Source organism: Mycolicibacterium gilvum, assembly GCF_900454025.1.
GTDB classification, from domain to species: Bacteria; Actinomycetota; Actinomycetes; order Mycobacteriales; family Mycobacteriaceae; genus Mycobacterium; species Mycobacterium gilvum.
On sequence record NZ_UGQM01000001.1, the window covers coordinates 1,827,498 to 1,852,493 of the forward strand.

Annotated in this window: 25 protein-coding genes and 1 tRNA gene; 13 read left to right on the forward strand and 13 right to left on the reverse strand. The window is 67.9% G+C overall.

Annotation, left to right across the window (positions count from 1 at the left end; genetic code table 11):
* Positions 1-8: 8 nt before the first annotated feature.
* The 3 genes from DYE23_RS08635 to DYE23_RS08645 all read left to right on the forward strand — a co-directional run bounded on the left by DYE23_RS08635 (position 9) and on the right by DYE23_RS08645 (position 6,018).
* The gene (locus DYE23_RS08635; protein WP_099961176.1) at positions 9-2,009 is read left to right on the forward strand and encodes a TRAP transporter permease; all 2,001 of its coding nucleotides are present in this window, start codon (positions 9-11) and stop codon (positions 2,007-2,009) included.
* Entirely contained in the window at positions 2,006-3,016 is a 1,011-nt protein-coding gene (locus DYE23_RS08640; RefSeq protein ID WP_115326994.1) for a TAXI family TRAP transporter solute-binding subunit, read from the forward strand. The genes DYE23_RS08635 and DYE23_RS08640 overlap by 4 nt, the downstream gene beginning before the upstream one ends.
* A gap of 155 nt (positions 3,017-3,171) precedes the next feature.
* Positions 3,172-6,018 carry an MMPL/RND family transporter gene (locus tag DYE23_RS08645; protein ID WP_115326995.1) on the forward strand — a complete coding sequence of 949 codons (2,847 nt, stop codon included), beginning with the start codon at positions 3,172-3,174 and terminating at the stop codon, positions 6,016-6,018.
* On the opposite strand, the gene DYE23_RS08650 is transcribed toward DYE23_RS08645, so the two are convergent.
* Both DYE23_RS08650 and DYE23_RS08655 read right to left on the reverse strand, forming a co-directional pair.
* Positions 6,002-6,700 carry an HAD family hydrolase gene (locus DYE23_RS08650; RefSeq protein WP_115326996.1) on the reverse strand — a complete coding sequence of 233 codons (699 nt, stop codon included), beginning with the start codon at positions 6,698-6,700 and terminating at the stop codon, positions 6,002-6,004. The genes DYE23_RS08645 and DYE23_RS08650 overlap by 17 nt on opposite strands.
* 5 nt (positions 6,701-6,705) lie before the next feature.
* The gene (locus tag DYE23_RS08655; RefSeq protein WP_115326997.1) at positions 6,706-7,137 is read right to left on the reverse strand and encodes a hypothetical protein; all 432 of its coding nucleotides are present in this window, start codon (positions 7,135-7,137) and stop codon (positions 6,706-6,708) included.
* 161 nt (positions 7,138-7,298) lie between these two features.
* Between DYE23_RS08655 and DYE23_RS08660 the strand changes: the two genes are divergently transcribed.
* Positions 7,299-8,252 (forward strand): DUF808 domain-containing protein, encoded by a 954-nt coding sequence (locus tag DYE23_RS08660; RefSeq protein WP_115326998.1) that lies wholly within the window; start codon positions 7,299-7,301, stop codon positions 8,250-8,252.
* 3 nt (positions 8,253-8,255) lie between these two features.
* On the opposite strand, the gene DYE23_RS08665 is transcribed toward DYE23_RS08660, so the two are convergent.
* Both DYE23_RS08665 and DYE23_RS08670 read right to left on the reverse strand, forming a co-directional pair.
* Positions 8,256-10,097 (reverse strand): DUF1214 domain-containing protein, encoded by a 1,842-nt coding sequence (locus tag DYE23_RS08665; RefSeq protein ID WP_115326999.1) that lies wholly within the window; start codon positions 10,095-10,097, stop codon positions 8,256-8,258.
* Positions 10,098-10,191: 94 nt separating this feature from the next.
* A complete protein-coding gene (locus DYE23_RS08670; protein ID WP_115327000.1) occupies positions 10,192-10,386 on the reverse strand; it encodes a hypothetical protein in 195 nt (64 codons plus the stop codon).
* Between the two features lie 29 nt (positions 10,387-10,415).
* Between DYE23_RS08670 and DYE23_RS08675 the strand changes: the two genes are divergently transcribed.
* Entirely contained in the window at positions 10,416-10,847 is a 432-nt protein-coding gene (locus DYE23_RS08675) for a hypothetical protein (RefSeq protein WP_011895256.1), read from the forward strand.
* A gap of 40 nt (positions 10,848-10,887) precedes the next feature.
* On the forward strand, positions 10,888-11,487 hold the full coding sequence (locus DYE23_RS08680) for a GNAT family N-acetyltransferase (protein WP_013472310.1): 600 nt from the start codon (positions 10,888-10,890) through the stop codon (positions 11,485-11,487).
* A 24-nt stretch (positions 11,488-11,511) separates the two neighbouring features.
* Here DYE23_RS08680 and mbtM read toward each other — a convergent pair whose 3' ends face one another.
* The 5 genes from mbtM to crcB (DYE23_RS08705) are packed head-to-tail and all read right to left on the reverse strand — an operon-like array spanning position 11,512 to position 15,217.
* Positions 11,512-13,098 (reverse strand): long-chain-fatty acid--ACP ligase MbtM, encoded by a 1,587-nt coding sequence (gene mbtM / locus DYE23_RS08685; RefSeq protein WP_115327001.1) that lies wholly within the window; start codon positions 13,096-13,098, stop codon positions 11,512-11,514.
* Positions 13,095-13,373 (reverse strand): acyl carrier protein, encoded by a 279-nt coding sequence (locus DYE23_RS08690; protein ID WP_115327002.1) that lies wholly within the window; start codon positions 13,371-13,373, stop codon positions 13,095-13,097. Before DYE23_RS08690 ends, mbtM begins: the two co-directional genes overlap by 4 nt.
* Positions 13,374-13,413: 40 nt before the next feature.
* Positions 13,414-14,460, reverse strand: a complete 1,047-nt coding sequence (locus DYE23_RS08695; protein WP_115327003.1) for a DUF190 domain-containing protein — start codon at positions 14,458-14,460, stop codon at positions 13,414-13,416.
* A complete protein-coding gene (crcB, locus tag DYE23_RS08700; protein WP_115327004.1) occupies positions 14,457-14,825 on the reverse strand; it encodes a fluoride efflux transporter CrcB in 369 nt (122 codons plus the stop codon). The genes DYE23_RS08695 and crcB (DYE23_RS08700) overlap by 4 nt, the downstream gene beginning before the upstream one ends.
* Complete coding sequence (crcB, locus tag DYE23_RS08705) at positions 14,822-15,217, reverse strand: fluoride efflux transporter CrcB (protein ID WP_011895250.1); 396 nt, start codon at positions 15,215-15,217, stop codon at positions 14,822-14,824. Before crcB (DYE23_RS08705) ends, crcB (DYE23_RS08700) begins: the two co-directional genes overlap by 4 nt.
* Positions 15,218-15,280: 63 nt before the next feature.
* On the opposite strand from crcB (DYE23_RS08705), the gene pgm reads away from it, so the two are divergent.
* From pgm to DYE23_RS08720, 3 genes are all read left to right on the forward strand, one after another.
* The gene (gene pgm / locus DYE23_RS08710) at positions 15,281-16,915 is read left to right on the forward strand and encodes a phosphoglucomutase (alpha-D-glucose-1,6-bisphosphate-dependent) (protein WP_115327005.1); all 1,635 of its coding nucleotides are present in this window, start codon (positions 15,281-15,283) and stop codon (positions 16,913-16,915) included.
* A complete protein-coding gene (locus tag DYE23_RS08715; protein WP_115327006.1) occupies positions 16,912-18,177 on the forward strand; it encodes an MFS transporter in 1,266 nt (421 codons plus the stop codon). The genes pgm and DYE23_RS08715 overlap by 4 nt, the downstream gene beginning before the upstream one ends.
* A gap of 53 nt (positions 18,178-18,230) precedes the next feature.
* Positions 18,231-18,303: transfer RNA gene (locus DYE23_RS08720), tRNA-Ala, on the forward strand.
* A gap of 225 nt (positions 18,304-18,528) precedes the next feature.
* Here the strand turns inward: DYE23_RS08720 and DYE23_RS08725 are convergent.
* From DYE23_RS08725 to DYE23_RS08735, 4 genes are all read right to left on the reverse strand, one after another.
* Positions 18,529-19,623, reverse strand: coding sequence for a hypothetical protein (locus DYE23_RS08725; protein ID WP_115327007.1), 1,095 nt, complete (start codon positions 19,621-19,623; stop codon positions 18,529-18,531).
* 61 nt (positions 19,624-19,684) lie between these two features.
* Positions 19,685-20,302, reverse strand: a complete 618-nt coding sequence (locus DYE23_RS31320; RefSeq protein ID WP_235660361.1) for a site-specific integrase — start codon at positions 20,300-20,302, stop codon at positions 19,685-19,687.
* A 12-nt stretch (positions 20,303-20,314) separates the two neighbouring features.
* Positions 20,315-20,917 carry a site-specific integrase gene (locus DYE23_RS31325; protein WP_235660362.1) on the reverse strand — a complete coding sequence of 201 codons (603 nt, stop codon included), beginning with the start codon at positions 20,915-20,917 and terminating at the stop codon, positions 20,315-20,317.
* A complete protein-coding gene (locus DYE23_RS08735; protein WP_115327008.1) occupies positions 20,914-21,603 on the reverse strand; it encodes an MBL fold metallo-hydrolase in 690 nt (229 codons plus the stop codon). The genes DYE23_RS31325 and DYE23_RS08735 overlap by 4 nt, the downstream gene beginning before the upstream one ends.
* Before the next feature lie 53 nt (positions 21,604-21,656).
* Here DYE23_RS08735 and DYE23_RS08740 point away from each other — a divergent pair, with 53 nt between their 5' ends.
* The 4 genes from DYE23_RS08740 to DYE23_RS08755 all read left to right on the forward strand — a co-directional run bounded on the left by DYE23_RS08740 (position 21,657) and on the right by DYE23_RS08755 (position 24,882).
* The gene (locus tag DYE23_RS08740; protein ID WP_115328906.1) at positions 21,657-21,872 is read left to right on the forward strand and encodes a helix-turn-helix domain-containing protein; all 216 of its coding nucleotides are present in this window, start codon (positions 21,657-21,659) and stop codon (positions 21,870-21,872) included.
* Between the two features lie 90 nt (positions 21,873-21,962).
* Positions 21,963-23,489, forward strand: coding sequence for an AAA family ATPase (locus tag DYE23_RS08745; protein WP_147292272.1), 1,527 nt, complete (start codon positions 21,963-21,965; stop codon positions 23,487-23,489).
* A gap of 278 nt (positions 23,490-23,767) precedes the next feature.
* On the forward strand, positions 23,768-24,064 hold the full coding sequence (locus DYE23_RS08750; RefSeq protein WP_115327010.1) for a hypothetical protein: 297 nt from the start codon (positions 23,768-23,770) through the stop codon (positions 24,062-24,064).
* A gap of 56 nt (positions 24,065-24,120) precedes the next feature.
* A complete protein-coding gene (locus DYE23_RS08755) occupies positions 24,121-24,882 on the forward strand; it encodes a helix-turn-helix domain-containing protein (protein WP_115327011.1) in 762 nt (253 codons plus the stop codon).
* Positions 24,883-24,996 lie beyond the last annotated feature (114 nt).

Genomic DNA, 24,996 nt, shown 5'->3' on the forward strand with positions numbered 1-24,996 from the left:
AGGTCCCTATGGACCGCACCACAGCGTCGACGGTGGAGAGCACCGCCCTCGGGCAGGTGGACGATCAGGACAAACCCGGTCGAGAGTTGCGTGGGTGGACGTACGGACTGGTCGCCGTGGTGGCGTTCGCGGTGGCGGTCCTGACGATCTGGCAGGTGTTCCGGCCGCTCTCGCAGGGCAGCCAGTACTACCTCATCGTGTTCCTGTCCGGCACACTGCCGCTCGTCTACCTGGTGTACCGGTCCGGATGGAGATGGTCGGACCCGGAAGATCGCCCGGGAGTGCTGGACTGGGCCCTGGCCTTCGTCGCGGTCCTCGTGTGCCTGTATCCGGTGCTGGCCCCGGCGATCGGTGCCGCCGGCGGCGGGTACAACGCGTTCCTCGACAGGCAGGGCATGCTCGATCCGCTCGATGTCGTGATGGGCGCACTTCTGTTGGTGCTCATCATCGAAGCCTGCCGGCGCACGACCGGGTGGGCGCTGCCGATCGTGTGCGCAGCGTTTCTGGCCTACGGGTACTACGGCGGGCTGATGCCCCAGGGCTGGGCGATCGCGCACGCCGGGCTTGACTTCGACCAGATCGTCGACGCGTTGTACAACTCGGGGAGCGGATTCTTCGGAACCCCTCTGGACGTCGCGGCGACCTACATCGTTCTGTTCACGATCTACGGTGCGGTACTGGAACTCTCGGGCGGCGCGCGCTTCTTCGTCAACCTGTCGGTGGCGGCCTTCCGCCGCTCCCGCAGCGCGGCCGGTCGCACGGCGGTCGCGTCTGGCTTCCTGCTCGGCACCGTGTCGGGTTCGGGCACCGCGACCGCGGTGAGTGTGGGTGCGGTGACATGGCCGATCATGCGGCGGGCGGGTTACACCCCCGAACGGGCGGGCGGCGTCCTGGCCGCGGCCGGGGTGGGTGCGCTGCTGTCGCCACCGACGCTGGGCGCGGCGGCGTTCATCGTCGCGGAGTACCTCGAGGTGTCGTACCTGACGGTGCTCGGCTGGGCGATGATCCCGACCGGCCTGTACTACCTGGGCATCCTGCTCGCGGTGGAGATCGACGCGCGCCGCTTCGGCATGAAGGCTGCGAACCTCGATGCCGCGTCGCCGTGGAAACTGCTGGGACGCCTCGGCTATCACTTCTCGTCGTTGATCGCGATCGTGGTGCTTCTCGCCGTGGGGATGTCGGCGACCAGGGCCGTGATCTTCGCGACCGCACTCGCCTTCGTGCTGTCCTTCGCCGACCGGCGCTTCCGCCTGACACCGCGTCGCCTGTTCGGTGCGCTCAGCTCCGGTGTGCTCGGGGTGCTGCCCGTGGTCGCGGTGTGCGCGGCGGCGGGTGTGATCACCGCGATGACGACCAAAACCGGCCTGGGCGCGCAGTTCTCGTCCGTGCTGGTCGGTGGTGTCGACGCGATCACCGACAACCGCACGGTGATGCTGGCGCTCACCGCGGTGTTCGCCGCGGTGGCCCTGGCGCTGCTCGGCCTCGCGATCCCCGTGACCGCGTCGTTCGTGATCGGTTGGGTCATCATCGGTCCCGCGCTGCTGGCCCTCGACGTCCCAGCCCCGGCGGCGGCGATGTTCGTCTTCTATTATTCGGTGCTCTCCGAGGTCACCCCACCCACCGCGCTCGCCGCAGTCGGCGCGTCGGCGGTCACCGGGGGACAGGCGATCCCGACCATGTGGCAGGCGCTGCGGTATGCCGCACCGGCATTCCTGGTCCCGATCGCGTTCGTGCTGACCGGCCCCGGCGAATACCTGCTCGCGCGAGGACCGGTGCTCGGCGTGCTGTGGGCGTCCGCGGCCGCCTGCGTCGGCATCGTCGCGCTGTCGTTCGCCGCGGGTGGCTGGGTGCTGGGGGTCGGCGCCATGAGCCCGCCGGCCCGGGTGCTGACGGCCGTCGCGGCGTTGCTGTTGCTGTACCTCCATCCCGTGAGCATCGCCGCGGGATTCACGTGCCTGCTCTGCGCAGTCGCGTTCACCTTCATCACCGACAAGAGGAGACGACCATGAAGCGCACCGTGACGGCGTTCGCGACACTGATGCTCGCCGCGACCGCGGCAACGGCCTGCGGCGGCAGACAGGATGCTCCGGCGGCCGATTCGGGCGGCGAGATCACCTGCGAGGTCGGCACGGAGACGCGTGTGAGCATCGCGACGGGCAACTCCACGGGGGTGTACTTCTCGCTCGGGAATGCCTTCGCCGAGCAGGTGTCGGCCGCGACCGACGGCACGGTCAAGGCCACCGCGGCCGAGACGGGCGCCTCGGTGCAGAACATCCAGCAACTCGTCGCCGGGAGCTACCAGGTGGCGTTCTCGCTCGCCGACACCGCGTCCGACGCCATCGAGGGCACGGGCAGCTTCGACGGCAAAGAGCAACCGATCCAAGCGCTTTCACGGATCTACCCGAACTACACCCAGGTGATCGCCAGGACCGACAGCGGCATCACCTCGATCGCCGACATGCGCGGCAAGCGGGTGTCGACCGGCTCGCCGGGATCGGGGACGGAGGTCATCGCCAACCGGTTGCTGGAGTCGGCGGGGCTCAACCCGCAGACCGATGTCGCGGCGCAGCGTCTCGACCTGACCAAGACCGTGGACGGGATGAAGGACGGCTCGATCGACGCGATGTTCTGGTCCGGCGGCCTGCCGACTCCCGGTATCACCGACCTGTTCACCTCGGCACGCGAGGACGTGACCTTCATCGACGTCACACCGCAGCTGGGCCGGATGGCCGAGATCAGCCCGGCCTACGAGGAGGGCCTGATACCCGCCGCCACCTACCAGTTGCCGTCCGACGTCGCGACGATCGTGGTGCCGAACATGCTGCTGGTGCGCGACGACCTCGACGCGAATCTCGCCTGCGTGCTGACCAGGACCCTGTTCGAGAAGCAGCCCGAGATGGCTCAGGTCGTGGGTGCGGCCAAGGGCATTGCACTCGACAACGCCCGCGACACCGACCCGGTGCCGTTGAACCGCGGTGCCGAGTACGCCCTCGACGAGCTGAACGCACCCAGGTAGCCGACGAACCGCCAGGTCAAGCTGTGAATTCGCTGTCAAGGCCCGATTGACAGTGAATGGTTTGACGGACTAGATGTATGACACGCGACACACGATGTGTCACGCGGGCGGCTTCTGAGCGGGCCGATGGCAGGGCCTGAGCGGGGGCGGTTCACGTGGCAGATGCCGTACGGTCGGGGATCGGCCGGATCATCCGGGTCCTGTCGGTGCCGATCGTGCTCGGATGGGTGCTGCTGACCATCCTGACCAACGTCGCTGTTCCGTCGCTGGAGAAAGTCGGCGAGGAACACACCGTCGGGATGAGCGCCGCCGACGCGCCGTCGATGATGTCGATGAAGCGCGTCGGGGCGAACTTCGAGGAGTTCGACTCCGACAGCAGCGCGATGGTCGTGCTCGAAGGGGAGCAGCCTCTCGGCGATGCGGCCCACCGCTATTACGACCAGCTGATCGACCAGCTCGAGGCCGACACCGCCAACGTTCAGCACGTCGCCGACTTCTGGGGCGATCCGCTGACCGCGTCGGGCGCCCAGAGCACCGACGGCAAGGCCGCGTACGTGCAGGTTTACCTGCAGGGCAATCAGGGGGAGCCGCGCGCCAACGAGGCGGTGGCGGCCGTCCGCGAGGTCGTCGAGCAGACCCCGGCGCCACCGGGCATCAAGGCGTATGTGACCGGCGGCGCCCCGCTGGTGGCCGATCAGCACAGCGCGGGGGACAAGAGCGTCCTGCGCGTCACGCTGATCACGATCGGCGTCATCGCGGTGATGCTGCTGATCGTCTTCCGGTCGGCGGTCACCATGGCGCTGATCCTGTTCATGGTGTTCGCCGAACTCGGTGCCGCGCGTGGCATCGTCGCGTTCCTCGCCGATGCCGAGATCATCGGGCTGTCGACCTTCGCGACCAGCCTGCTGACCCTGATGGTGATCGCCGCCGGCACCGACTACGCGATCTTCGCGATCGGGCGCTACCAGGAGGCCAGGGGCGCGGGTGAGGACCGGGAAACCGCGTACTACACCATGTTCGGTGGCACCGCGCACGTCGTGCTCGGCTCCGGCCTGACCATCGCCGGGGCGATGCTGTGCCTGAGTTTCACCCGGCTGCCGTACTTCCAGACCATGGGTGTGCCGTGCGCGGTGGGCACGTTCGTCGCCGTCATGGCGGCACTGACTTTGGGCCCCGCGGTGATCGTCATCGGGAGCCGCTTCGGCCTGTTCGATCCCAAGCGTGCGATCAGCTCTCGCGGCTGGCGCCGTATCGGGGTCTCGGTGGTGCGCTGGCCTGGTCCGGTGCTCGCCGCGACGCTGGCGCTGGCGCTGGTCGGTCTGGTGACGTTGCCGGGCTACAAGACCAACTACGACGCCCGGGACTACCTTCCCGCCGACGTCCCCGCCAACGTCGGCTACGCCGTCGCCGACCGGCATTTCGGCAGCGCGCGGATGAACCCGGAGCTGCTCATGGTCGAATCCGACCACGACCTGCGCAACCCGGCGGACTTCCTCGTCATCGACAAGATTGCGAAATCGATCTTCCGAGTGCCCGGAGTGGCGCGGGTACAGACGATCACCCGGCCCGACGGCAAGCCGATCAAGCACACGACCATTCCGTTCCAGATGAGCATGCAGGGCACGACCCAGCGACTCAACGAGAAGTACATGCAGGACCGGATGGCCGACATGCTGGTCCAGGCCGACGCGATGCAGACCAACATCGACACGATGACCAAGATGCAGTCGCTGATGACCCAGATGTCCGCGACCACCCATCAGATGGTCACCAAGACCAAGGCCATGACGGCGGACATCACCGAACTGCGGGATCACATCGCCGACCTCGACGACTTCCTGCGGCCCATCAGGAACTACCTGTACTGGGAACCGCACTGCTACGACATCCCGGTGTGCTGGACCATGAGGTCGGTGTTCGACACCCTCGACGGCATCAACCCGCTGACCGACGACATCTCCGAGCTGATCCCCGACCTCGAACGCCTCGACGAGCTGATGCCGCAGCTGATCGCGTTGCTGCCCAGCCAGATCGAGACGATGCGGTCCATGCAGGCGATGATGCTGCGGCAGTACCAGACCCAGAAGGGCCAGCTCGACCAGAACGCGGCGATGTCCGAGGACGCCGACGCGATGGGCGAGGCGTTCGACGACTCGATGAACGACGACTCCTTCTACCTGCCGCCCGAAGCGTTCGACAACGACGACTTCAAGCGCGGCATGGAGAATTTCATCTCGCCCGACGGCAGGTCGGTGCGGTTCATCATCAGCCACGAAGGCGATCCCGCCACGGTGGAGGGCATCTCGGAAGTGGTGCCGATCAAGACCGCGGCCAAGGAGGCCATCAAGGGCACGCCGCTGGAAGGGTCCACCGTCTACCTGGCCGGCACCGCGGCGACGTACAAGGACATGAGCGACGGGGCGTTCTACGACCTGCTGATCGCCGGAATCGCCGCGGTGACACTGATTTTCGTCATCATGCTGGTGATCACCCGCAGCGTCGTCGCCGCAGCGGTGATCGTCGGCACCGTGCTGTTGTCGCTGGGAGCCTCGTTCGGTCTGTCGGTGTTGTTGTGGCAGCACATCATCGGGCTCGCACTGCACTGGATGGTGCTGCCGATGGCGGTCATTCTGCTGCTCGCCGTCGGCTCCGATTACAACCTGCTGCTGGTGTCGCGGTTCAAGGAGGAGCTCTCCGGAGGCCTGAAGACGGGGATCATCCGCGCGATGGCCGGCACCGGGTCGGTGGTCACCTCCGCAGGTCTGGTCTTCGCCTTCACGATGGCCTCTTTCGCCTTCAGCGACCTGAAGGTGATGGCGCAGGTCGGGACGACGATCGCACTGGGGCTCCTGTTCGACACCCTGATCGTGCGCTCCTTCATGACCCCCGCGGTCGCCGCGCTCCTCGGACGGTGGTTCTGGTGGCCGCAGAAATACCAGAGCGCGGCGTCACAGCGGCGCCTCGCGCAGATCAGGGCGCGGACAGCTACCGCGAGTCGCTGATCTTCGCGGCGAGATCGCCGATGACGGTCGACTCGAGCTTCGCCAACAGGTCGCCGGCGTCCTCGAACACGCCCGCGGCGCCTGCCTCCCGCAGTTCCCCGCGAGACACCCCGCCGCTGAGCAGACCGATCGACGAGACACCGGCCCGACCCGCCGCCTCACAGTCCCACACCGCGTCGCCGACGAACACCGCGTCCTGTGCGCCGACTCCGGCCCGGTCCAGCGCAACCTGCACGATGTCGGGTTTGGGTTTGGCCGTGTCCACATCGGCCGACGACGTGACGGCGGCGACCACGTCGTCGCAGTCGAGAACCTCACGCAGCATCGTCAATTCGTCATCGGGTGCCGACGTCGCCAGCACGACCTGCAAGCCCGTCGCCGCCACTCGACGCAGCAGATCGCGGGCTCCGGGGAGAGGTTCGAGCAGCGAGGAGTTCTGCTTGTAGAACCTGCTGTGGGCATCCTTGAGTCGGTCGAGGACGTCCTGGCCGGCATCGCCGGACAGGGTGCGGACCAGCGTCGTGCCGTCCATCCCGATGCAGCGGTGGATGCGCCAGGCCGACACGGGCAGATTCTCCTCGTCGAACGCCTCCAGCCACGCGTGCACGTGCAGATAGTTGGAGTCGACGAGGGTCCCGTCGATGTCGAAGAGGACTGCGGGAGAGACGTTTCGAGTACTCACCCGGGTCAGGGCACCGGAATGTTGATGGTGGGACCGCCGGGGATCGAACCGCTGCCGCCGCCGGGCCCGCCGGTGATGGTCGGTCCGCCGGGAATGGAGCCGCCGCCGCCCTCGGGGCCACCGCCACCGGTCGGCCCGCCGGGAATGGAGCCGCCGCCGCCCTCCGGCCCGCCGCTGCCGGTGGGACCGCCGGGGATGGAGCCGCCGCCGCCGGGCTGTGAGGGATCGCCGGGGGCCGGCGCACCCGTCGTCTCCGGCGCCATCGTCGTCTCCGGTGTGCTCGGAGCCGTGGTGGTCGTCGTGGTGACGCTGCTCTCGGTCGTCGTCGTCGACGTCGTCGTTTCCTCACCGCCGTCGCCGCCTCCGCACCCGACGGCGAGCATCAACACCGTCGTGCCACCCGCAGCGATCAGCGCTGTTCTGAGAGGAGAGTTCATGGATTCCACCTGCCTGTCGAGGATCTCCGGGGGCTTACCCCGGCGCCGACGGGCCAAAACTTGCCGTGCTCACCGCACGGAGACGACGCCGCCGTGGTGTCTGGAGACCGTGAGGTTGGGTACCGTTGCGCCATGACGGCCGACGTGCGCAGGGGGATCCGATGAGCGGGGGCTTGTTCGCGCTGCTCGACGACGTGGCCGTGCTCGCCAAACTCGCCGCGGCGTCGGTCGACGACATCGGTGCGGCCGCCGGACGTGCGACAGCCAAGGCCGCGGGTGTGGTGATCGACGACACCGCGGTGACGCCGCAGTACGTGCACGGCATCGCCGCCGAGCGTGAGCTGCCGATCATCAAGCGGATCGCGAAGGGCTCGCTGCGCAACAAGATCCTGATCATCCTGCCCGTGGCGCTGCTGCTCAGCCAGTTCGTCCCGTGGCTGCTGACGCCGATCCTGATGCTCGGTGCCACCTATCTGTGCTTCGAAGGCGCGGAGAAGGTCTGGGGCATGATCCGCGGCCACAAGTCGCACGGCACCCTGGTGGCCGGTTCCGGGGAGGCCGCGGAGAAGGCGATGGTCACGGGTGCGGTTCGCACCGATTTCATCCTGTCGGCCGAGATCATGGTGATCGCCCTCAACGAGGTCGCCGACCAGTCCTTCCTGCCGCGGTTGATCATCCTGTTGGTCGTGGCGGTGGTGATCACCATCGCGGTCTACGGCGTCGTGGCCGCCATCGTGAAGATGGACGACATCGGCCTGAGTCTGACGCAGCGCTCGTCGGGATTCGCCCAGAAGATCGGCCGGGGTCTGGTGGCGGGCATGCCGAAGCTGCTGTCGGCGTTGTCGGTCATCGGGACGGTGGCGATGCTGTGGGTCGGCGGGCACATCCTGCTCATCGGCGCCGACGAGTTGGGTTGGCACGCGCCGTACGCGCTGGTGCATCACGCCGAGGAACTCGTCCACCATGTGGCCGGCGTCGGCGGTGTGCTGGGCTGGCTGGTGAACACCGCGGCATCGGCGGTCATCGGGTTGATCGTCGGCGCGATCGTGGTCGCGATCGTGCACGCGCTGCCGTTCGGCAAGAAGGTCGGCAAGAAGAACGAAGCCCACGGCTGACCGCTACACGGGACTGCCGAATCGCCTCGCGAAACCCGTCGCGCGCTCGGTCAACTGCGCGGCCCGCTGCGCCGGCGTGACGAACACCGTCGTCGGCGGGAGAACCGAATCCAGATCCGAGACCGCGACGACCGCTGAGGTCAGCGTCGGTGTCTGCGACGACGCCAGGTCGAGATCCTGGAAGCGGATGGAGATGGTGCCTTTGTTCAGCCCGCCGGTGGACACCCAGTTGTGCACGCCGGGGTCGGTCGGCGAGATCACGAAGGTGTACCTGCCGTCGGGGTCGGGGACGGCCTGCGCGTTGTTCAGGCTCGTCTGCTGGTGCCAGTAATCGCCGGTGATCGTCCAGAGGTCGGTGACGGGCACGATGAAGTACCGCGCGTTCGCCGGAGCGATGGTCACGACCAGCGCCTGGTCGTCTGCGAGGTGGAAATAGCTGGCGCTCTGTAGCTGTGTGGCGAGAAACTCGGCGTTGCGGGACGGGTCTCTGAGCACGTTCGGGGGCACGCGCTCGCCCGTCTCGGCGTCGGTGGTCGCGACCTTGATGTACTTCGACTCCTGACCGAGGCCGAGCGCCATGATCACCGCGGTGAACACGCCGCGCAGGAACGGCGGCGGCTCCTTCATCGGTGGGATGGACGACACCAGTGAGGTCAGCAGCGGACTTCTGGTCACCAGTGGCCCGAGGCCCGGGATCGCGAAGCCGCCGAGCTGGCTGAACAGGCTGTTGCGCGGGCCCGTGAGCCGTTCGATGGACAGCGTCATCGGTGATTGGGTGTTCCAGTCCGACAGCGTGTTGCGCACCGCGATCAAGGTGGAGTCGGGGGTCAGCTGCAGATGGTTGCGCTGCCCCGGCGCGGCCGCCTCGCCGCTCACGGTGATCGTGAACGACCCGTCCGGTCCGATCTCGATCTGGCGTCCGCTCAGGTTGTCGGCGGTGATTCCCGAGAGTCCGGTCAGCACACTGAAGTTCGTGTCCGCGGGGTGGGCATCGGTGAATAGGCCCCGGATCACGTACGTCGAGGTCATGTTCACGCCCATGAAGCGGTACACGGTGTCGGGGTTGTCGTAGAGGATCCGTGAGCCGCCGACGGACTGTCGGTACCACGTGTGCGGGGGAGCGACCTGGGTTACGACCGTCGGTGTCATCGAGTTGAGCAGCTGCTGCTGGAACGCCGCGGCGAGTGCGTACTCGTCCACCGCTCGCCGCAACGTCACGAGGTTCTCCGGGTCGGGCCCGGAGATCTGGCGGTACTCGCGCGCGGCGGTGGCCCGCCATCCGGCGCTCAGCACCTGCTTCATCAGCCGGACGGGCCAGGTGCCGACGGTCTCGGTCGCGATCCGCTCCGCCTCGAGCTGCTGCGGGGTCGCCAACGGGCTCACCGGCGCGGCGGGCGACCGGTCGGGGTCGGACGGTTTGGCGGGGGTCGCCGCTGTCGGGGTCGCCGCTGTCGGAGCCGTCGCCGCGGCAACCGCCGTCGCGGGTTCCTCATCCGCCGGCTCGGGCGTCTCGCGCTCGTCGTCGGGGTCCTCGTCGTCAGGGCCCTCGTCGGCGCGCAGCCGGTCGGCGCCCGCGTCGTCAGCGTCGGCATCAGAGCGCTCGGATGCCCGGGTGTCACGGTCCTCTCCGGCGGTCTCGACCTCCGAGCGCGACGGCTTACGTTGGCGGGCAGGGCTTTCGGAATCCGACGAAGACTGCGACGCCTCGGTTCCCGTGGATGCCGCGCTCGACGGGGTGTCCTCGGCGGCGGCCGTCGGTGAGGCGGCAGCGATCGCGGCACCGATACCCAGGGCGACGGCGAGCCCGCCGACGCGTCCGATGAACCGTCCGTGCGTCGCTGCCACGAGCAAGGTCCTTCCGTGCGGCCCCCGATCCGTGCTGATGCGTACGGTAGCCCCACCGCCGCGCCGCCATCGCCGAAATCGCATTTCGGCAGACTCAGTCCGCGTTGGTGTCGCGGTCGCCGACGAACTCCAACAACTGCGGGTCGTCGCTGGTGAACGCCCCGACCTGTTCACCGCCGTCGCAGCTGAACAACGCCACCGTCACCGTCGACGACGTCCTCCCGACCACCCGCCACACCGCGCCGGAGTCCTCCCAGCGCCGCAACTCGGTGACCCGGTCTGTGTCCATGGACCCACCATGTCACTTAAGCTTCGGCCGTGGATGCTGCTCACGCTGTCGCCACCGCCGCGATCTTCGTCTGGCTCGGCATGGTGCTGGCGATCTCGTTCCTGGAAGCGCCGCTGAAGTTCCGCGCGCCGGGTGTCACGCTGCCGATCGGTCTCGGTATCGGCCGCCTGGTGTTCCGGGCGCTCAACACCTGTGAGGTCGTGCTGGGCGTGGCCGCGGTCGCGGCGCTGGTGTCGGGGGAGGGTTCGACGGCGGCGTTGATCGCCTCGATCGTCGCCGTGGCGATGTTGCTGTCTCAGATCGTGTTCGTGCGGCCGGCACTGACCCGCCGATCCGATCAGGTGCTCGCGGGGGCGGATGGCCCGCGCTCGCGCGCGCACTACGTCTACGTCGCGCTCGAACTCGTCAAAGTGGTCGCGCTGATCGTCGCGGGTGTCCTGCTGCTCACCCACAGCGCGTAAGCCTAGCCTCACCTACATTCGGGTAGGCTCTGCGCTCACGATGACTGATGCGCTGCCCCTCCTTGCCCGGGAGCTCACCGACCTCAGCGACGCGGTGCGCGCCGTGCCGGCTCCGCCGATCCCGCACCTCGACGCTCCCTACGCGATGCGGTTGGTCGATCCCGACACCGACGCCGCGATGATCTCCGAGTGGATGAACCGGCCGCACCTCGCCGAGGCGTGGGAGTACGACAGGCCCGTCGAATGGTGGGACGGATATCTGCGTGCCCAACTGGCCGGCGAGTACTCGCGACCCCTGATCGGCACGTTCCACGGGGAGCCGCAGGGCTATGTCGAGGTGTACCGGGCCGCGAAGGATTCGATCGCCCCCCGCTACGACGCCGATCCCTACGATCTCGGGCTCCATGCGGCGATCGCCGACCTGGGCCTCGTCAACCGTGGATTCGGGCCGCTGCTGTTGCCGAGGTTGGCGGCCAACCTTTTCGAGATCGAACCGAGGTGCCGCCGCATCCTGTTCGATCCCGATCACCGCAATGCCGGCGCCCGCCGGCTCTGTGAGTACGCCAGGTGCGAATTCCTCGGCGAGCACGAGATGTCGAACCGCCGGATGGCGCTGTACGCGCTGCACAGGCCCGCCTGACCCCGGGCGGTCGTCGCGCCGGATTCAGGACACCGGGGCGCGAAGACCGTCGAGGTCGTTCTTGACCGCGAGGCGCCGCAACTTTCCCGAGCTCGTGCGGGGCAGCGAGCCGGGCTTCAGGAACACCACCTCGGACGGCACCACGCCGCACTGGGACGCCACTCGTTGCACCACTTCGCTTTTCGCGCCCGACTCGTCGGCGCCGCGGAACTCGGCCGCGATGACCAGGCCCTGTCGCGCCGACCCGGAGTCGGTGCCGACGGCGACGACCGCGCCCTCGCGGACACCGCGGACCTCGGCGGCCACGCGTTCGACCTCGGTGGGGAAGATGTTGCGTCCGGCGATGGTGATGAGTTCTTTGACCCGGCCGCACACCACCAGGCCCGCGTCGGTCAGGTAGCCGAGATCGCCTGTGGGAAACCACTGTCCGGGAGCCAGCGGCTCCTCGCCGAGGTAGCCCGACATCATCGACGTGCCTCGGATCTCGACCTCGCCGATCTCGCGCTCACCGGAGCGACGGCCCTCCGACGGTGCGATCCGCAGTTCCATGCCGGGGATCGGTTCGCCGAGCACGGCGTGACGACGAGGGGTGCCGGTGTCCGGGTCGGTGATGTCGTCGACCAGCAAGCCGGTGCCGGGTCGTGGGGAGGTGACGGCGCAGGTCGACTCGGCGAGACCGTACGACGGGGCCGCCACGCCGGGATCGAGCCCGAACCGGGAGAGTTCGCGCAGGAACAGCCCGAAACCGTCGCAGTCGACGGGTTCCCCGCCGTTGAGCGCGAACCGCAGGTCGGACAGGTCGACGTCGGGCACGCGTCGCGCATACTTGCCGATCACGGAGTACGCGAAATTCGGTGCAGCAGTGAGGCCCGCTCGGCTTTCCGACAGCCAGGTCAACCAGCGGAACGGCGACGCCGCGAACGACGCCGTCGGCGCGAGCCACATCTCGCTGCCGGACATGAAACCGGTGAGCAGAAAGGTCAGCCCCATGTCGTGATACAGCGGCAGCCACGTCAGGCCGCGGTCACGGCCGGGATCGACGTCGGTGTGCCGGAGCATGCCGGCGACGTTGTGCTTCACCGCATCCGGTGACAGCAGCGCGGTACGCGGGGTGCCGGTGGATCCGGCGGTGCCCTGCAGCACCGCGGGGGTGCCCGGGGCGGCGGGTGCGGATGCGAGTGTGGTCGAGCGTTGCGCGTGCCCGACGACCGCGAGGTCTTGGACCGCGATACCGAAATGGTTGGGGCGCAACAACTCCAGATGCTCACCGTAGGTGAGGATCTGGCCGACGCCGATTCCGGCGAAGCGTTGCGCCGTCGCGGCGGCCCACTCGCGCTCATCGGCGCCGCGGATCGGACCCGGCAGGATGGCCAGAGCCCTGCCCGCCAGCCACGTTCCCTGGATCGCCGAGACCAGCTCGGCGGTGGGTTCGCCGACGAGACCGACGGCGCCGTCGCGGTCGTTGAGAATGTGTTCGGCGATGTTCTCGGCGCGGGTGTGCAGTTCCTGCCAGGGATGGCGGACCCACAGGCCGCTGGCACGATCGAGCAGCACCAGGTCGCGCGTCGAGGCGGTCATGGCCTCCGACAACGCGGTCGCGAGCACGCTCACCGGCTTTCGGGCACCTTCGCCAGGACCGCCGTCTCGAGGTCGCCCACGGTGTCACAGCTGAGCAGATCCTCTTCGTCGAGCGTCACCCCGAGCTTGTCCTGGATCGCGATCATGCCGATGGCGAACGCCACCGAGTCCAGACCGACGTCGTCGATGAGGCGCGAGTCGCGGGTCACCCGGCTGATGTCGACGTTCAGGTCGTCGCGCAGGATGTCCGCGAGTGCGGCATCGATACCGTCCGGCGACGGCGCCGCGGGCGCCGGAAAAGTGCTCATGGCGGCAGAGGTTACTCGATCAGCTAAAGGTAGGCTACCCTCACCCGCCCTGCGTGGGATTGCTGTCGCCGAGGTCGAGTGCGCCGTGACGACGTCCGGAATGCACCTCCAGCATCCCGGTCAGCGCGCTGACGGTGACCAACCCCTCGCCCCGCGTCAGCTCGTCGACGATCGGATAGGTCGCCTCGATGTTGGACGCGGTGTCGATCATCACGGTCGTCACAGGCACGTGGCGCGTCAGCTGGATGAACCTGTCGCCGTGGGGGCGCCCGGGCGCACGGAACCCCCAGATGGCCCGCAGTACGGTCGCGCCGCTGGCGTGGTCGGACTCCTTGAGGCGCTCGATGAGCGCACGGTGGATCGGTCGGCCGTCGGACAGCGACGACTCGTCGGCGTGCACGACGAGCGCCTGAAAGGCGCTGTCCGCGGCCGGCGGGCCCTGTAGGTCGCGGCCGTCGTTCTTGCAGACGGCGACCGGGGCGACGGCGAACCGGGCCTCCGGCAGCGAGTTGCCCAGTTCGTCGACGGCGGCGGCGGCCTGCGCGTTGGTGCCGACACCCATGATCGTGAGCGGGACGTCGGCATTGCGCCCGAAGAAGCGGGCGCGGCAGCGCCGGCCGGCGACGGTCCCGTCCACCCCGAGGTAGGCCTGGGCGCCGACGAAGCCGTGCCGGTGGAGCAGATCGCAGACCGCGACGTAGCCGGGCAGCCCGCAGATCCGGTGGCGGCGCCCGAGGTGCAGGGACAACCGCACGGTGTCGTCGGGGCGTCCGCCGTCGGGGACGGCCCGGCCCCGCTCCAACGTGAGGACACCACGGTCGACGAGCGCGGCCACCTGCTCGGCGAGCGAGCCGATCCGGGCCGCGGTGTCGACCGCCGTGACGGTCACCGGCGGGTCCTCGGACAGGCTCAGTGACCGGTCGGAGCGGATCACCTGTGTCGGTCCGAAGCTGGCGATACCCCGCAGCATCACGCTCGTGGCGATCTGCCACTCGTCGCACAGATCGAGGATTGCGTCGGCGAGGAAGCCGTCGCCGCTGCGGTGCCGCTCGGCGAAGTAGGCCGTCAGCGTCACGATGTCGGTCACAGCATGCTCCCGACGGTCTGTCCCGCGAACGCGGCGGCCAGGCCCAGCACGACGCTGAGGCCGAGGTTGCCCAGCGCGGAGCGGATCTGGCGCTCCTCGGCGAGGCGGTGCGTCTCCAGCATCCAGGTCGAGAAGGTGGTGTAGGACCCGACGAACGCGGTGCCGGCGAGCAGGGCGACATGCGCGGGCAGGGTCAGTCCGGCGAGGAATCCGAGCAGGGCCGCCCCGCTGATGTTCACGGCGAGGGTGCCGTACGGGAACGACCCGCGGGTGCGGTGGGACACCGCCTTGTCCACGGTGAGCCGACACACCGCGCCGAGTCCGCCGACGAGGAACACACCGACCCAGACCAGCGCGTCCGTCATGACCGCACCCGGACGCGGCGGGTCAGGACGGTACCGAGGTAGACCGCCACCAGGCCGACCGCGATGCTGGCCGCGACGTAGCCCAGCGCCAGCCAGTGGTGCCCGTGTTCGAGCATCCTGATGGTCTCGACCTGCATCGTGGAGAACGTCGTCAGGCCGCCGCACAGGCCGGTGCCCAGGAACGGTCGTCGATAGCTCGACACCGGGAGGCGTTCGAGCAGGCGGGTGACGAACACCCCGAGCAGGAACGCGCCGACGATGTTGACGGTGAACGTCGGCCAGGGCCACCGGCCCGGATCGGCGGCCGCGAGTTCTTCGAACGCCGCCCGCGCCAGCGTGCCGACCGCCCCACCTGCAAACACCGCGGCCAGTTCCCGCCGGTCGAGCGCCATGGTGAGAAAGTATGCCGACCCCGGGGCGTGCCGTGCGGGAGGTGGGCGAGCAGAATCAACAGCATGGCGGCCAACCCCCGAGCCGGTCAGCCGGCGCAGCCCGAGGATCTCATCGACGTCGCATCGGTGGTGACGGCGTATTACACGGTGAGCCCGGACCCCGACAACGTCGACCAGCAGGTCACGTTCGGTACGTCCGGCCACCGCGGATCGAGCTTGGACGCGGCGTTCAACGAAGCGCACATCCTGGCCACCACGCAGGCGATCGTGGAGTACCGCGCGGCCCAGGGCATCACCGGTCCACTGTTCATCGGCCGCGACACCCATGCCCTCTCGGAGCCCGCGTGGGTGTCGGCGCTGGAGGTCCTGGCGGCCAACGACGTTGTCGCCCATATCGATTCGGCCGATCGTTTCACGCCGACCCCGGCGGTCAGCCACGCGATCCTGGCCTACAACCGCGGCCGCGAGGGCAACCTCGCCGACGGGATCGTCGTGACCCCGTCGCACAACCCGCCGCGTGACGGCGGCTTCAAGTACAACCCGCCCAACGGCGGGCCGGCCGACACCGATGCCACCGGCGCGATCGCCAAGCGGGCCAACGAGATCCTGCGTGACGGTCTCAAGGGGGTGCACCGGGTGCCGCTGGCGCGAGCGATGCGCAGCGTGCACCGCCACGACTACCTCAACGCCTACGTCGAGGACCTGCCCAACGTCGTCGATCTGCACGCGATCAGCGCCGAGAAGATCCGCATCGGTGCCGACCCGCTCGGCGGCGCCAGCGTCGACTACTGGGGTGCGATCGCCGAGCGGCACAATCTGCAGTTGACCGTGGTGAACCCGCTCGTCGACGCGACGTGGCGGTTCATGACGCTCGACACCGACGGCAAGATCCGAATGGACTGCAGCTCGCCGAATGCGATGGCCTCGCTCATCGCCAACAGGGAGTCGTTTCAGATCGCGACCGGCAACGACGCCGACTCCGACCGGCACGGCATCGTCACGCCCGACGGCGGCCTGCTGAACCCGAACCATTTCCTCGCCGTCGCGATCGACTACCTGTTCGCGCACCGGCCCGAGTGGGCCGCCGAGACGGCGGTGGGCAAGACCGCGGTGAGCTCGTCGATCATCGACCGGGTGGTGGCCGGACTGGGACGCACGCTGGTGGAGGTGCCGGTCGGCTTCAAGTGGTTCGTCGGCGGGCTGCTCGACGGGACGATCGGTTTCGGCGGCGAGGAGAGCGCCGGGGCGTCGTTCCTGCGTCGGGACGGGTCGGTGTGGACGACCGACAAAGACGGCATCATCCTCGCGCTGCTCGCCTCGGAGATTCTGGCGGTGACCGGGTCGACGCCGTCGCAGCGGTACGCGGAGTTGGCCGAGACCTACGGCGCCCCGACCTATGCGCGCATCGACGCACCGGCCGACCGTGAGCAGAAGGCGCGGCTGGCCAAGCTGTCGCCGGAGCAGGTGACCGCGACCGAGTTGGCCGGCGAGCCGATCACCGCGAAGCTGACGGCGGCGCCCGGCAACGGCGCCCCGCTCGGTGGGCTGAAGGTGACGACGGAGAACGCGTGGTTCGCGGCGCGGCCGTCGGGCACCGAGGACGTCTACAAGATCTACGCCGAATCCTTCCGCGGCCCCGAGCATCTCGCCGAGGTGCAGGAGGCGGCCCGCGACGTGGTGTCGAAGGTCATTTCTTGAGTTCGACGAAAGAAGGGGACTGTCCCACCACGAAGCAGCGGCTGCCTCGGGAAGTCTGGGTCCTTGTCGTCGCGAACGTCGTCGTGGCCCTCGGGTACGGGGTGGTCGCGCCGGTGCTGCCGCAGTATGCGCGGCACTTCGGGGTCAGTATCGCGGCCGCGACATTCGTGATCACCGCGTTCGCGGTGATGCGTCTGGTCGGCGCCCCGCCGGCGGGTTTCCTGGTGCAACGACTGGGGGAGCGGCGCGTCTACACCAGCGGCCTGATCATCGTGGCCGTGTCGACCGGTGCCTGCGCGTTCGCCGAGACCTATTGGCAGCTGCTGCTTTTCCGATCCCTGGGCGGGGTCGGCTCGGCGATGTTCACGGTGTCGGCGCTGGGGTTGATGATCCGCATCTCGCCGGCCGACGCGCGCGGGCGGGTCGCCGGGCTGTTCTCGTCGGGATTCATGATCGGTTCGGTGGGCGGCCCGATCCTGGGCAGCCTGACCGCGGGGTTCGGGCTGGCGGCGCCCTTCCTGATCTACGGTGCCGCGCTGTTGGTCGCGGCGACGGTGGTGTTCGTCAGCCTGCGCAACTCTGCGGTGGTCGGCCAGGCCGGTGACGACGTGCAGATCCCGATCCCGTTCCGGACGGTGTTCCGGCACCGGGCGTACAAGGCGGCGCTGTTCTCCAACTTCGCGACCGGGTGGGCGTCGTTCGGGCTGCGCATCGCGCTGGTGCCGCTGTTCGTCGTCGAGGTGCTCGGCGAGGGGCCGGGGGCGGCCGGGTTGGCGTTGACGGCGTTCGCGGTGGGCAACATTGCGGTCGTGATCCCCAGCGGGCACCTGTCGGATCGGCTGGGCCGGCGCAAGCTGCTGATCTTCGGGCTCATGCTGGCGGCGGTGTCGACGGCGCTGGTGGGCTTCACCACATCGCTGCCGGTGTTCCTGGTCGCCGCGGTCATCGCCGGTGCCGCGACGGGCATCTTCGTCTCGCCGCAGCAGGCTGCGGTCGCCGACGTGGTGGGTAACAAGTCCCGGGGCGGGCCCGCCGTGGCGACGTTCCAGATGATGGCCGACTTCGGCTCGATCGGCGGATCGCTGCTGGTGGGGCTGATCGCGCAGTACACGTCCTACGGGTGGGCATTCCTGGTCAGCGGCATCATCCTGGCCGTCGCGGCGATCGGGTGGTTCTTCGCCCCCGAAACCCGGCCGACGCCGTCGACGGAGCACACGCCGGGGCGTCCGCTGGGGCCGGAGGCCGGCGGCGAAGTGCCCTGACCAGTGATTTTGAGCGGCCACCCCGCGTGGTGTAACTTCGATGAGCACAACAAGGGGCTATGGCGCAGTTGGTAGCGCACCACACTGGCAGTGTGGGGGTCAGGGGTTCGAATCCCCTTAGCTCCACCCATGTGGAAATCCGCTCTGAGCAGTGATTCGGCTGCCTGCTTTTGTTAGCTGACCGGCTTCGCGGCGAGGGCGTCTGTCCTAAATTTGTCCTATTGCCTGTGATCAACACTGAAATCCCCAGCCGCCGGTGCCGCTTCGAACGCCCTCGTCACGCATTGCGTAATGCGCGGGGGCCAGCCAGCGCTCGTACCAACCTTCAGCTGGAGACACACAGCGAAGTGATCATGGTTGGCCGGTATTCGAGAAGTAAAGCGCTCCGAGCAGCACGGCAAGAGCGAGGGCGAAGATCGCGGCTGAGAAGTAGAAGAGTTCTACCCTGTCTTGCGGTGGGCTGGAACTGGCAGAGTCTTCGTCAGAAGTCGACGTAGCGCCAGCTGTTTGGCTTTGGCCGTAGACCAGTCCAAGTACAGCTAGGGCACAGTAGAGCAAGTAGCCCACAGCCACCAACAACACTGCAAAAAGGTTGCGAGCAAAGCTCTGCTTCAGCAGCGCGAGCCAGACCATCGCGGCCATGATCGCACCGGGCGTTCCCGTTAGAAAGGTCAAGTAGACAGCCCTGTGTTGCCACAGCAACGGGGAGCCGCAGATAAAAAGAAACAGTACAAATAGTCCCATCGCGCAACCCATTTGCCATGTGAAACTCAACGGTTGATGGTTTTTTGCCTGCAGGATCGTATAGCCGAGAAGATAGAGGACGCTCGATGCCGCAATAAAATTGACTAGGAGCAGATGGATAGTATTTGCGATTTGATGTCCTGCTGTCAGTGAGCTGCCACGGATCTGCGACTCCCAGTCGCCGTTGTTCTTCACGAGCTCGTCGATGTTGCGACAGTCGGTGATCTGCTGCCATCGCAAGAACGCGAAAACGACTATGGTCGATAGCGGCAGAACGACATTGAACGCCGATGCATCGCGGAAGTCTGCCGCAAACACGACGAGACCGGGGGTCGTCGATACTGTCGCGAAGAACAGTGTGGCTGCTGCCGCGCCGACAACGTTCGAGGCCAAATGCCCAATAAACCGCTTCGAATCAAAGATCTGCTGGCCGTGCGTCCTGAGCTTATTCTCGGCCAGTCCTACAAATGGCGGTAATATCGCAAAGAACAATAGAATTAGTGCCATTAGAAAGATGGGCGCTTTGACCGGAAACAGAGTAATCATAATGCCGGTCAACACTACTGAAATGCCGGTGATCCAATCTGTGAAGCGATCCTTTATGCGCTTCGGTTGCACCTCTGGAGCCCTGCGGTTCACCCATATCAATACGAGCTGTATGGCGATGCTGGCCCAGAAGAAGTACGTTTTCCCCAGAATCACGAGTCGTGCCCCCAACCCCTCGTTCGCTCTCGCCGCGCCCGCGAAATGTTAGCTGAAGTGCTCAAATGTGGTGGGGCTTTGGAATTCTCGCCGCCGCGGACCCGCTACCCGCCGAGAACACCGCCGACGCGGCGGTCAGGCGGTCGTCGGTCACACGCCCGTACACCGCCTGCGTCATGCGCTCGGTGTGGCCGTGCCACGCGGCGACCACGTCGGCGGCGATCCCCGCCGCACGCATCCGCGAGATATTGCTGTGCCGCAGCTTGCCCAGCGTGATCGCCTTGAGTCCGGCAGCCTTGCGCTGCGCAGCGAACTCCCGGCTGTAGTCGCGCACCGGCAGCGGCGTCCCATCGGCCCGCGATAGCAGCAGGTCAGTGTCGGCCAGCGGTCGGCCCACAGCGAGGCGCTCGCGCAGATGGGCGGTGCGCATGGCCTTGAGCATGGACAACTCGCGGGGCGGCAGCGGCAGATGGCGGGCGCTGCGGTCGGTCTTGGTTCCCACGATCATGTCGCGGCCGTTGACGTCGACCCGAGCCTGCCGGATGCGCAGCGCCCCGGCGTCAAGGTCGACGTCGCACCAGCGCAGCCCGCCGACTTCCTCGCGGCGCAGCCCGAGCAGCGTTAGCGCGAAACACCCGGCGAGGCGGTGGGCGGCGACGTGATCGAGGAACTTGCCCATCTGCGCAGGTGTCTAGATGTCGTCCGCGTCGGTGGCGGTGACCGACTTCTGCTCGGGCGACTCAAGCTCGGCTGACGGGTCGTAGGTCAGCCAGCGCATCCGCTTCGCGTGAGCCATGACCGACTTGAGCCGAATAATGGCGCGGCGCTTGGTGGCCGGGGCCAGTGCCTTGCCGCCCTTGCCGGTCAGCGTCGCCGACCAGTCGGCCAGTGCGGCGGGGGTGAGCTTCTGCACCGCCACCGCGCCGAACGCCCGGCGGGCGTAGGCCAGCGACTCGCGGTCGGCGCGAACGGTGTTCGGCCCGATCGACGGGTCGGCCTCGCGCAGGTTGAGCCAGTGGTCGGCGACCTCGTCGAACGTCTGGATCGACTTGGGTGCCCATGTCGCCGATGCCCACTGCTGACGCTGCTCGGTGACCCACTGCGCAGCCTCCCCCTTGGTGCGGAACACCTTGGTGGGCCGGACCTGCTTGCCGGTCACCGGGTCGGTGCCCAGCGTGGGCCGGGCACGCCAGCCCTTGCCGTTCGGCAACCGCTTGATCGAGCTGTCGGTGCGGTCGCCGCGCTGCTTGGGCTGACGGGCGGGCTGTGTGTCGGGGGCGGCGTCCGTGCTCATCGGTCGGTCTCCTGTCGGTAGGTGGTCGGCTTGCGGGGCTTGCGCAGTTCGTCGCGTCCGAGTAGCGGTGGCTCGGCCTTCTTGCACCGCCGGACCCACCCCTTGACTGTCTCGGTGGATACGTCGCGCCCGAGGGCGCTTGCTGCGCGGTCGGCAACCCGCTCGTAGACGTTGCCGCCCTTGGGCGCTTCCTCGCGCACCCACGCCGCCACTTGCGCCAGAAACTGCCGTGACAGCCGGGGCCGGCCGACGCGCCTGCCGCCGGACGTGGGCGGTGCGACTCCCGGCGGCGCGTGCCGGATCATCGCGTCGATAACGCCGTCGGTGAACCGGAATTGCTCGATCCATTCGTGGCCGTCGGTGGCGCCGGTCGCCGCGTCAAGGGTCTGACGCAGCTTGCGAGCGGAGTCGGCGGCCTCGGCGGTGTCGTGCGTCGCGGCAGTTCGGGCCAGCCGGGCAGTGTTCACGCGGCGCAGTGCGTCCGACGTGATCGGCACGCCGTCGACGGAGGTCACGCGCAGATCAGTGATGACCGGCCCGTCGGCGGTGTCGCGCCACGCAATTTCATAGGTGTGCGCGTGATCGTGGCAGGTGATCGTCACCGGACGCTCGGCGTCGGCGTCCACCTCGACCCCGACCACCTCGCCCGCCCGGCGCGGTGAGTAATTGCGCTTAGTCCCGCTCATAGTTTTACACCCTAGACGAAACATCACTAAGGGGCAAAATAGAAACCATGACGATGACCACAGCCGCTAAGGCAATTCCCACTCTGGACGAATTGCGCAGCGGGCCACCGACTCTCAGCATCGAGCAGGCCGCACGCTACCTCGGCGTGAGCCGTGCCTACGGCTACGCAATGGCGCGTGAGGGCCGGCTGCCGACGATCAAGCTCGGCGCGAAGCGCGTGCGTGTGCCCGCCCTGGCGCTGCTCAAGATGCTCGGCGGTGACGGGTAAGACCAACTGGCGCAACGCTATTGACCTAGATACGCGTGCGTCCCGCCGGTTGACGAGACCGAGTGGGGCGACTTACCGAGATGAGGCCGGGTGAGCCAACAGCACAAGAATAACGCCGCCACGGTCGGACGACCGACCCGAGCGTCGGCCAACGGCCACAAGCGACCAGACCCCAAGGGGCGTATGCCGGGCGAACCCGGCTACAACCCCTACGACAACCCCGACCTCGATGCGAAGTTTGCCGCCGAGCGCGAGGCGCAGGCCGTCAACGAGAAGCGATTGAAGCGGTGGGCCGCTTGGCGGTATCCGGTCACTGTGCTCGACGGTCGGCCCGAGCAGTGGGCGAGGAAGCTCGCCGCCGACATCGCTCGCAGGAACGCCATGGGCGATCCGATGAAGACGACGCCCACGTTGTTCTTCCCCGGTGACAAAGCGGTGAGTGCTGGCGCGTCCGACACCGAGATGAAGGCGCTGCGAGAACTGTCAACAGACGAGATCGACGCTCTGACGCTCAAGGCGGCGGCTATCCGCGAGGATCGGCGGGCGCGGGCGAGAACGCTCGCCCGCAAGATCGCCGCCGACCGCGAGGCCACTGTCGCCGCGCCGGAACCGCTCAGCCTCACCGACCTGCTAGCTGAGCCGGACGACGGGCCGACGTACCGCATGGACGACGTATGGCCGACCGCTGGCCGTGTGCTGCTTGCCGCGCAGTTCAAGTCGGGAAAGTCGACGCTCGTCGGCAACGTGATCCGGTCGCTGGTCGACGGCGACCAGTTCCTCAGCGAGTTCGCGGTGAGGCCGGTCAGCCGCGTCGCTCTGCTCGACACCGAGTTGGACTCACGCACGCTGAGACGTTGGCTGCGTGATCAGGGCATCCGCAACACCGAGGCGGTGTCGGTGCTGGCGCTGCGCGGCGCGGTCTCGACGTTCGACATTCTCGACCCCGCCATACGCTCCGAATGGGCGCAGCGCCTCGCGGGGGCCGACGTGGTGATCCTCGACTGCCTGCGTCCGGTTATCGACTCGCTCGGCTTGTCCGAGGACAAAGACGCCGGGCGGGTGCTGGTGGCGTTCGACGCGCTGCTGGCCGAGATCGGGGCCGGTGAGGGCATGGTCATCACGCACATGGGACACCAGAACGAACGCGCTCGCGGCGATTCTAGACTGCTCGACTGGCCTGACGCGCTGTGGAAGATCGTGCGCGACGGCAACGAGACCGACGACGACGGCAACCGTCGTCGGTACTTCTCGGCGCTGGGCCGCGACGTCGCGCTGCCCGAGGGTCTGCTGAACTTCGACGCTGCCACCCGGCACCTGACCTATAGCGGCGGCAACCGCAGGGACTCCGCAGCCCTGGCATCCATGCCCGCTCTGCTGGCGATGGTCAGTGCCGAGCCGGGCCAGTTGTCCAAACGCGCTGCCGAGTCGCAGCTGTGTGAGGAACACGGCCTCACTCAGCAAGACGCCCGCCGCACGATCGCCAAGGCGATCAAGGACGGGTTGCTGACGGTCACAGTCGGTGCCCGGCGCTCACACATGTTGTCGCTGGGCGGTGTCGACCCGTTCGCACCACCTCTCGATGTTTCGCCCGATCTTGACGATTCGGAGGGTCGATAGATGCTCAGTGCGTTAGTGCGTTGCAGTGCGTTACAACGCACTAACGCAGTAGTGCGTCAGTGCGTATATATGACGCACTGCACTACCTGCAGATATGACGAGGTCGGAACGGTCGACGCGCACCGCACTCAAAGCTGGGTGCGGTGGTCGGGAGTGTCGGTGTGCCGATGACCAGATGACCCGACGCCCCGCCGAGCCGAGGCGCTGGGCGGCGTCGACCGAGACACAGCCCAACGGTCGGCGAACCGCGCCGACCAACCCAACCGAGGGAGAACGAGATGAGTCCAGACAGCAAGACCACCGAACCGACGGACGAACAGGTCGACGCCGCGATCCTGGCCGCGCTCGCCGACGCGGGCCGCGACGACGTACACCCTTGGGCTGCGATCAGGCGGCGGGTGCCCGGCAGCCACGACCGTAAGGGCGACCGGCTGGTCGCGCTGTGGCTCACTGGCCGCGTGTGGCTGTGCAAGGTCCGAGGCCGCAATTACGTCGCGCTCGGCGACGCCGACGACGAGCGGATCGTTGCGGCTGCCGGGGCGGCGGGCCGTGTGCGTTCGTTCCCGGTGCTCTGACAAACCCTCGTCCGATCTGGCCCGTCCGAACACCTGACCCGAGAGGAACCGTCACCATGAGCAACCCGTCGCGGAACAAGCCCGACGCCGACGAGCGGCAGCGTGCGCTCAAGGCGGTCGAACTGCGCGTTCAAGGCCACACCTATGCCCGGATCGCCGCCGCGCTCGACTACAGCGACGAAAGCGGCGCTCGGCACGCGGTGTCGCGGCTGCTCGCTCGCCGTGAAGCCGAGTCGATTGACGAACTGCGGGCGGTGCATGGCGCAAGGCTTGAGGGCGTGCTGTCGAGCTTCTGGCTCGCCGCCACGACCGGCGACACCCACGCGGCCAGGATCGTGCTGCGCACGCTCGATAGTCTCGCCAAGCTCCACGGCCTCGACGCGCCGACCCGCGTCGCGGTCGGCCCGCAGATCAGTGAGCGCGAGTTCGCCGAGGAAGCTGCCCGCCTGATCGAGTCGATTGCCTCGATGGGCGCGACCGATGACTTGTTGCGCTCGCTGCCCGACGGTGCCGGGCATGCTGTGCTCGACGCTCGCAAGTCAGCGGCACTGCCCGGCGATAAGAATGACGATGAGGAATGGTCGAACATCGGCGGGCCAGACCCTGTGCCAGTCGCATCCATGGTCGCGGTGCCGCAGCCGTTCGCCGCACCGGAACCGCTGACTGTGGTCGATGCCGAACCGCAGGTGGTGGCCGAGGTCGAGCCGCAGGCCGAGTCCGAGGTGACACCGCAGCAGGTCCCGTCGCCGCGAAGGTTTAATCCCTGGACTTTTCGGATTAACGATCGGTATGACCCGCTGGCTGGGTGGAGGCGGTAGGCGGTGAGGTTGCCCGCTCTTGTCGGGCGACGGGGCGTTGTCCCAATACTCTCGTTAGTTGCCGAGTTGCCGAGTTGCCGAGTTGCCGAGTTGCCGAGTTGCCGAGTTGCCGAG

Excerpts from the sequence above, each read along its gene's own strand:
- DYE23_RS08635 (WP_099961176.1), top strand. The coding sequence starts at position 9 with ATGGACCGCACCACAGCGTCGACGGTGGAGAGCACCGCCCTCGGGCAG.
- DYE23_RS08640 (WP_115326994.1), top strand. The coding sequence starts at position 2,006 with ATGAAGCGCACCGTGACGGCGTTCGCGACACTGATGCTCGCCGCGACC.
- DYE23_RS08655 (WP_115326997.1), bottom strand. The coding sequence starts at position 7,137 with ATGAACTCTCCTCTCAGAACAGCGCTGATCGCTGCGGGTGGCACGACG.
- DYE23_RS08660 (WP_115326998.1), top strand. The coding sequence starts at position 7,299 with ATGAGCGGGGGCTTGTTCGCGCTGCTCGACGACGTGGCCGTGCTCGCC.
- DYE23_RS08670 (WP_115327000.1), bottom strand. The coding sequence starts at position 10,386 with ATGGACACAGACCGGGTCACCGAGTTGCGGCGCTGGGAGGACTCCGGC.
- DYE23_RS08680 (WP_013472310.1), top strand. The coding sequence starts at position 10,888 with ATGACTGATGCGCTGCCCCTCCTTGCCCGGGAGCTCACCGACCTCAGC.
- DYE23_RS08690 (WP_115327002.1), bottom strand. The coding sequence starts at position 13,373 with ATGAGCACTTTTCCGGCGCCCGCGGCGCCGTCGCCGGACGGTATCGAT.
- crcB (WP_115327004.1), bottom strand. The coding sequence starts at position 14,825 with ATGACGGACGCGCTGGTCTGGGTCGGTGTGTTCCTCGTCGGCGGACTC.
- crcB (WP_011895250.1), bottom strand. The coding sequence starts at position 15,217 with ATGGCGCTCGACCGGCGGGAACTGGCCGCGGTGTTTGCAGGTGGGGCG.
- pgm (WP_115327005.1), top strand. The coding sequence starts at position 15,281 with ATGGCGGCCAACCCCCGAGCCGGTCAGCCGGCGCAGCCCGAGGATCTC.
- DYE23_RS31320 (WP_235660361.1), bottom strand. The coding sequence starts at position 20,302 with ATGGGCAAGTTCCTCGATCACGTCGCCGCCCACCGCCTCGCCGGGTGT.
- DYE23_RS31325 (WP_235660362.1), bottom strand. The coding sequence starts at position 20,917 with ATGAGCACGGACGCCGCCCCCGACACACAGCCCGCCCGTCAGCCCAAG.
- DYE23_RS08735 (WP_115327008.1), bottom strand. The coding sequence starts at position 21,603 with ATGAGCGGGACTAAGCGCAATTACTCACCGCGCCGGGCGGGCGAGGTG.
- DYE23_RS08740 (WP_115328906.1), top strand. The coding sequence starts at position 21,657 with ATGACCACAGCCGCTAAGGCAATTCCCACTCTGGACGAATTGCGCAGC.
- DYE23_RS08750 (WP_115327010.1), top strand. The coding sequence starts at position 23,768 with ATGAGTCCAGACAGCAAGACCACCGAACCGACGGACGAACAGGTCGAC.
- DYE23_RS08755 (WP_115327011.1), top strand. The coding sequence starts at position 24,121 with ATGAGCAACCCGTCGCGGAACAAGCCCGACGCCGACGAGCGGCAGCGT.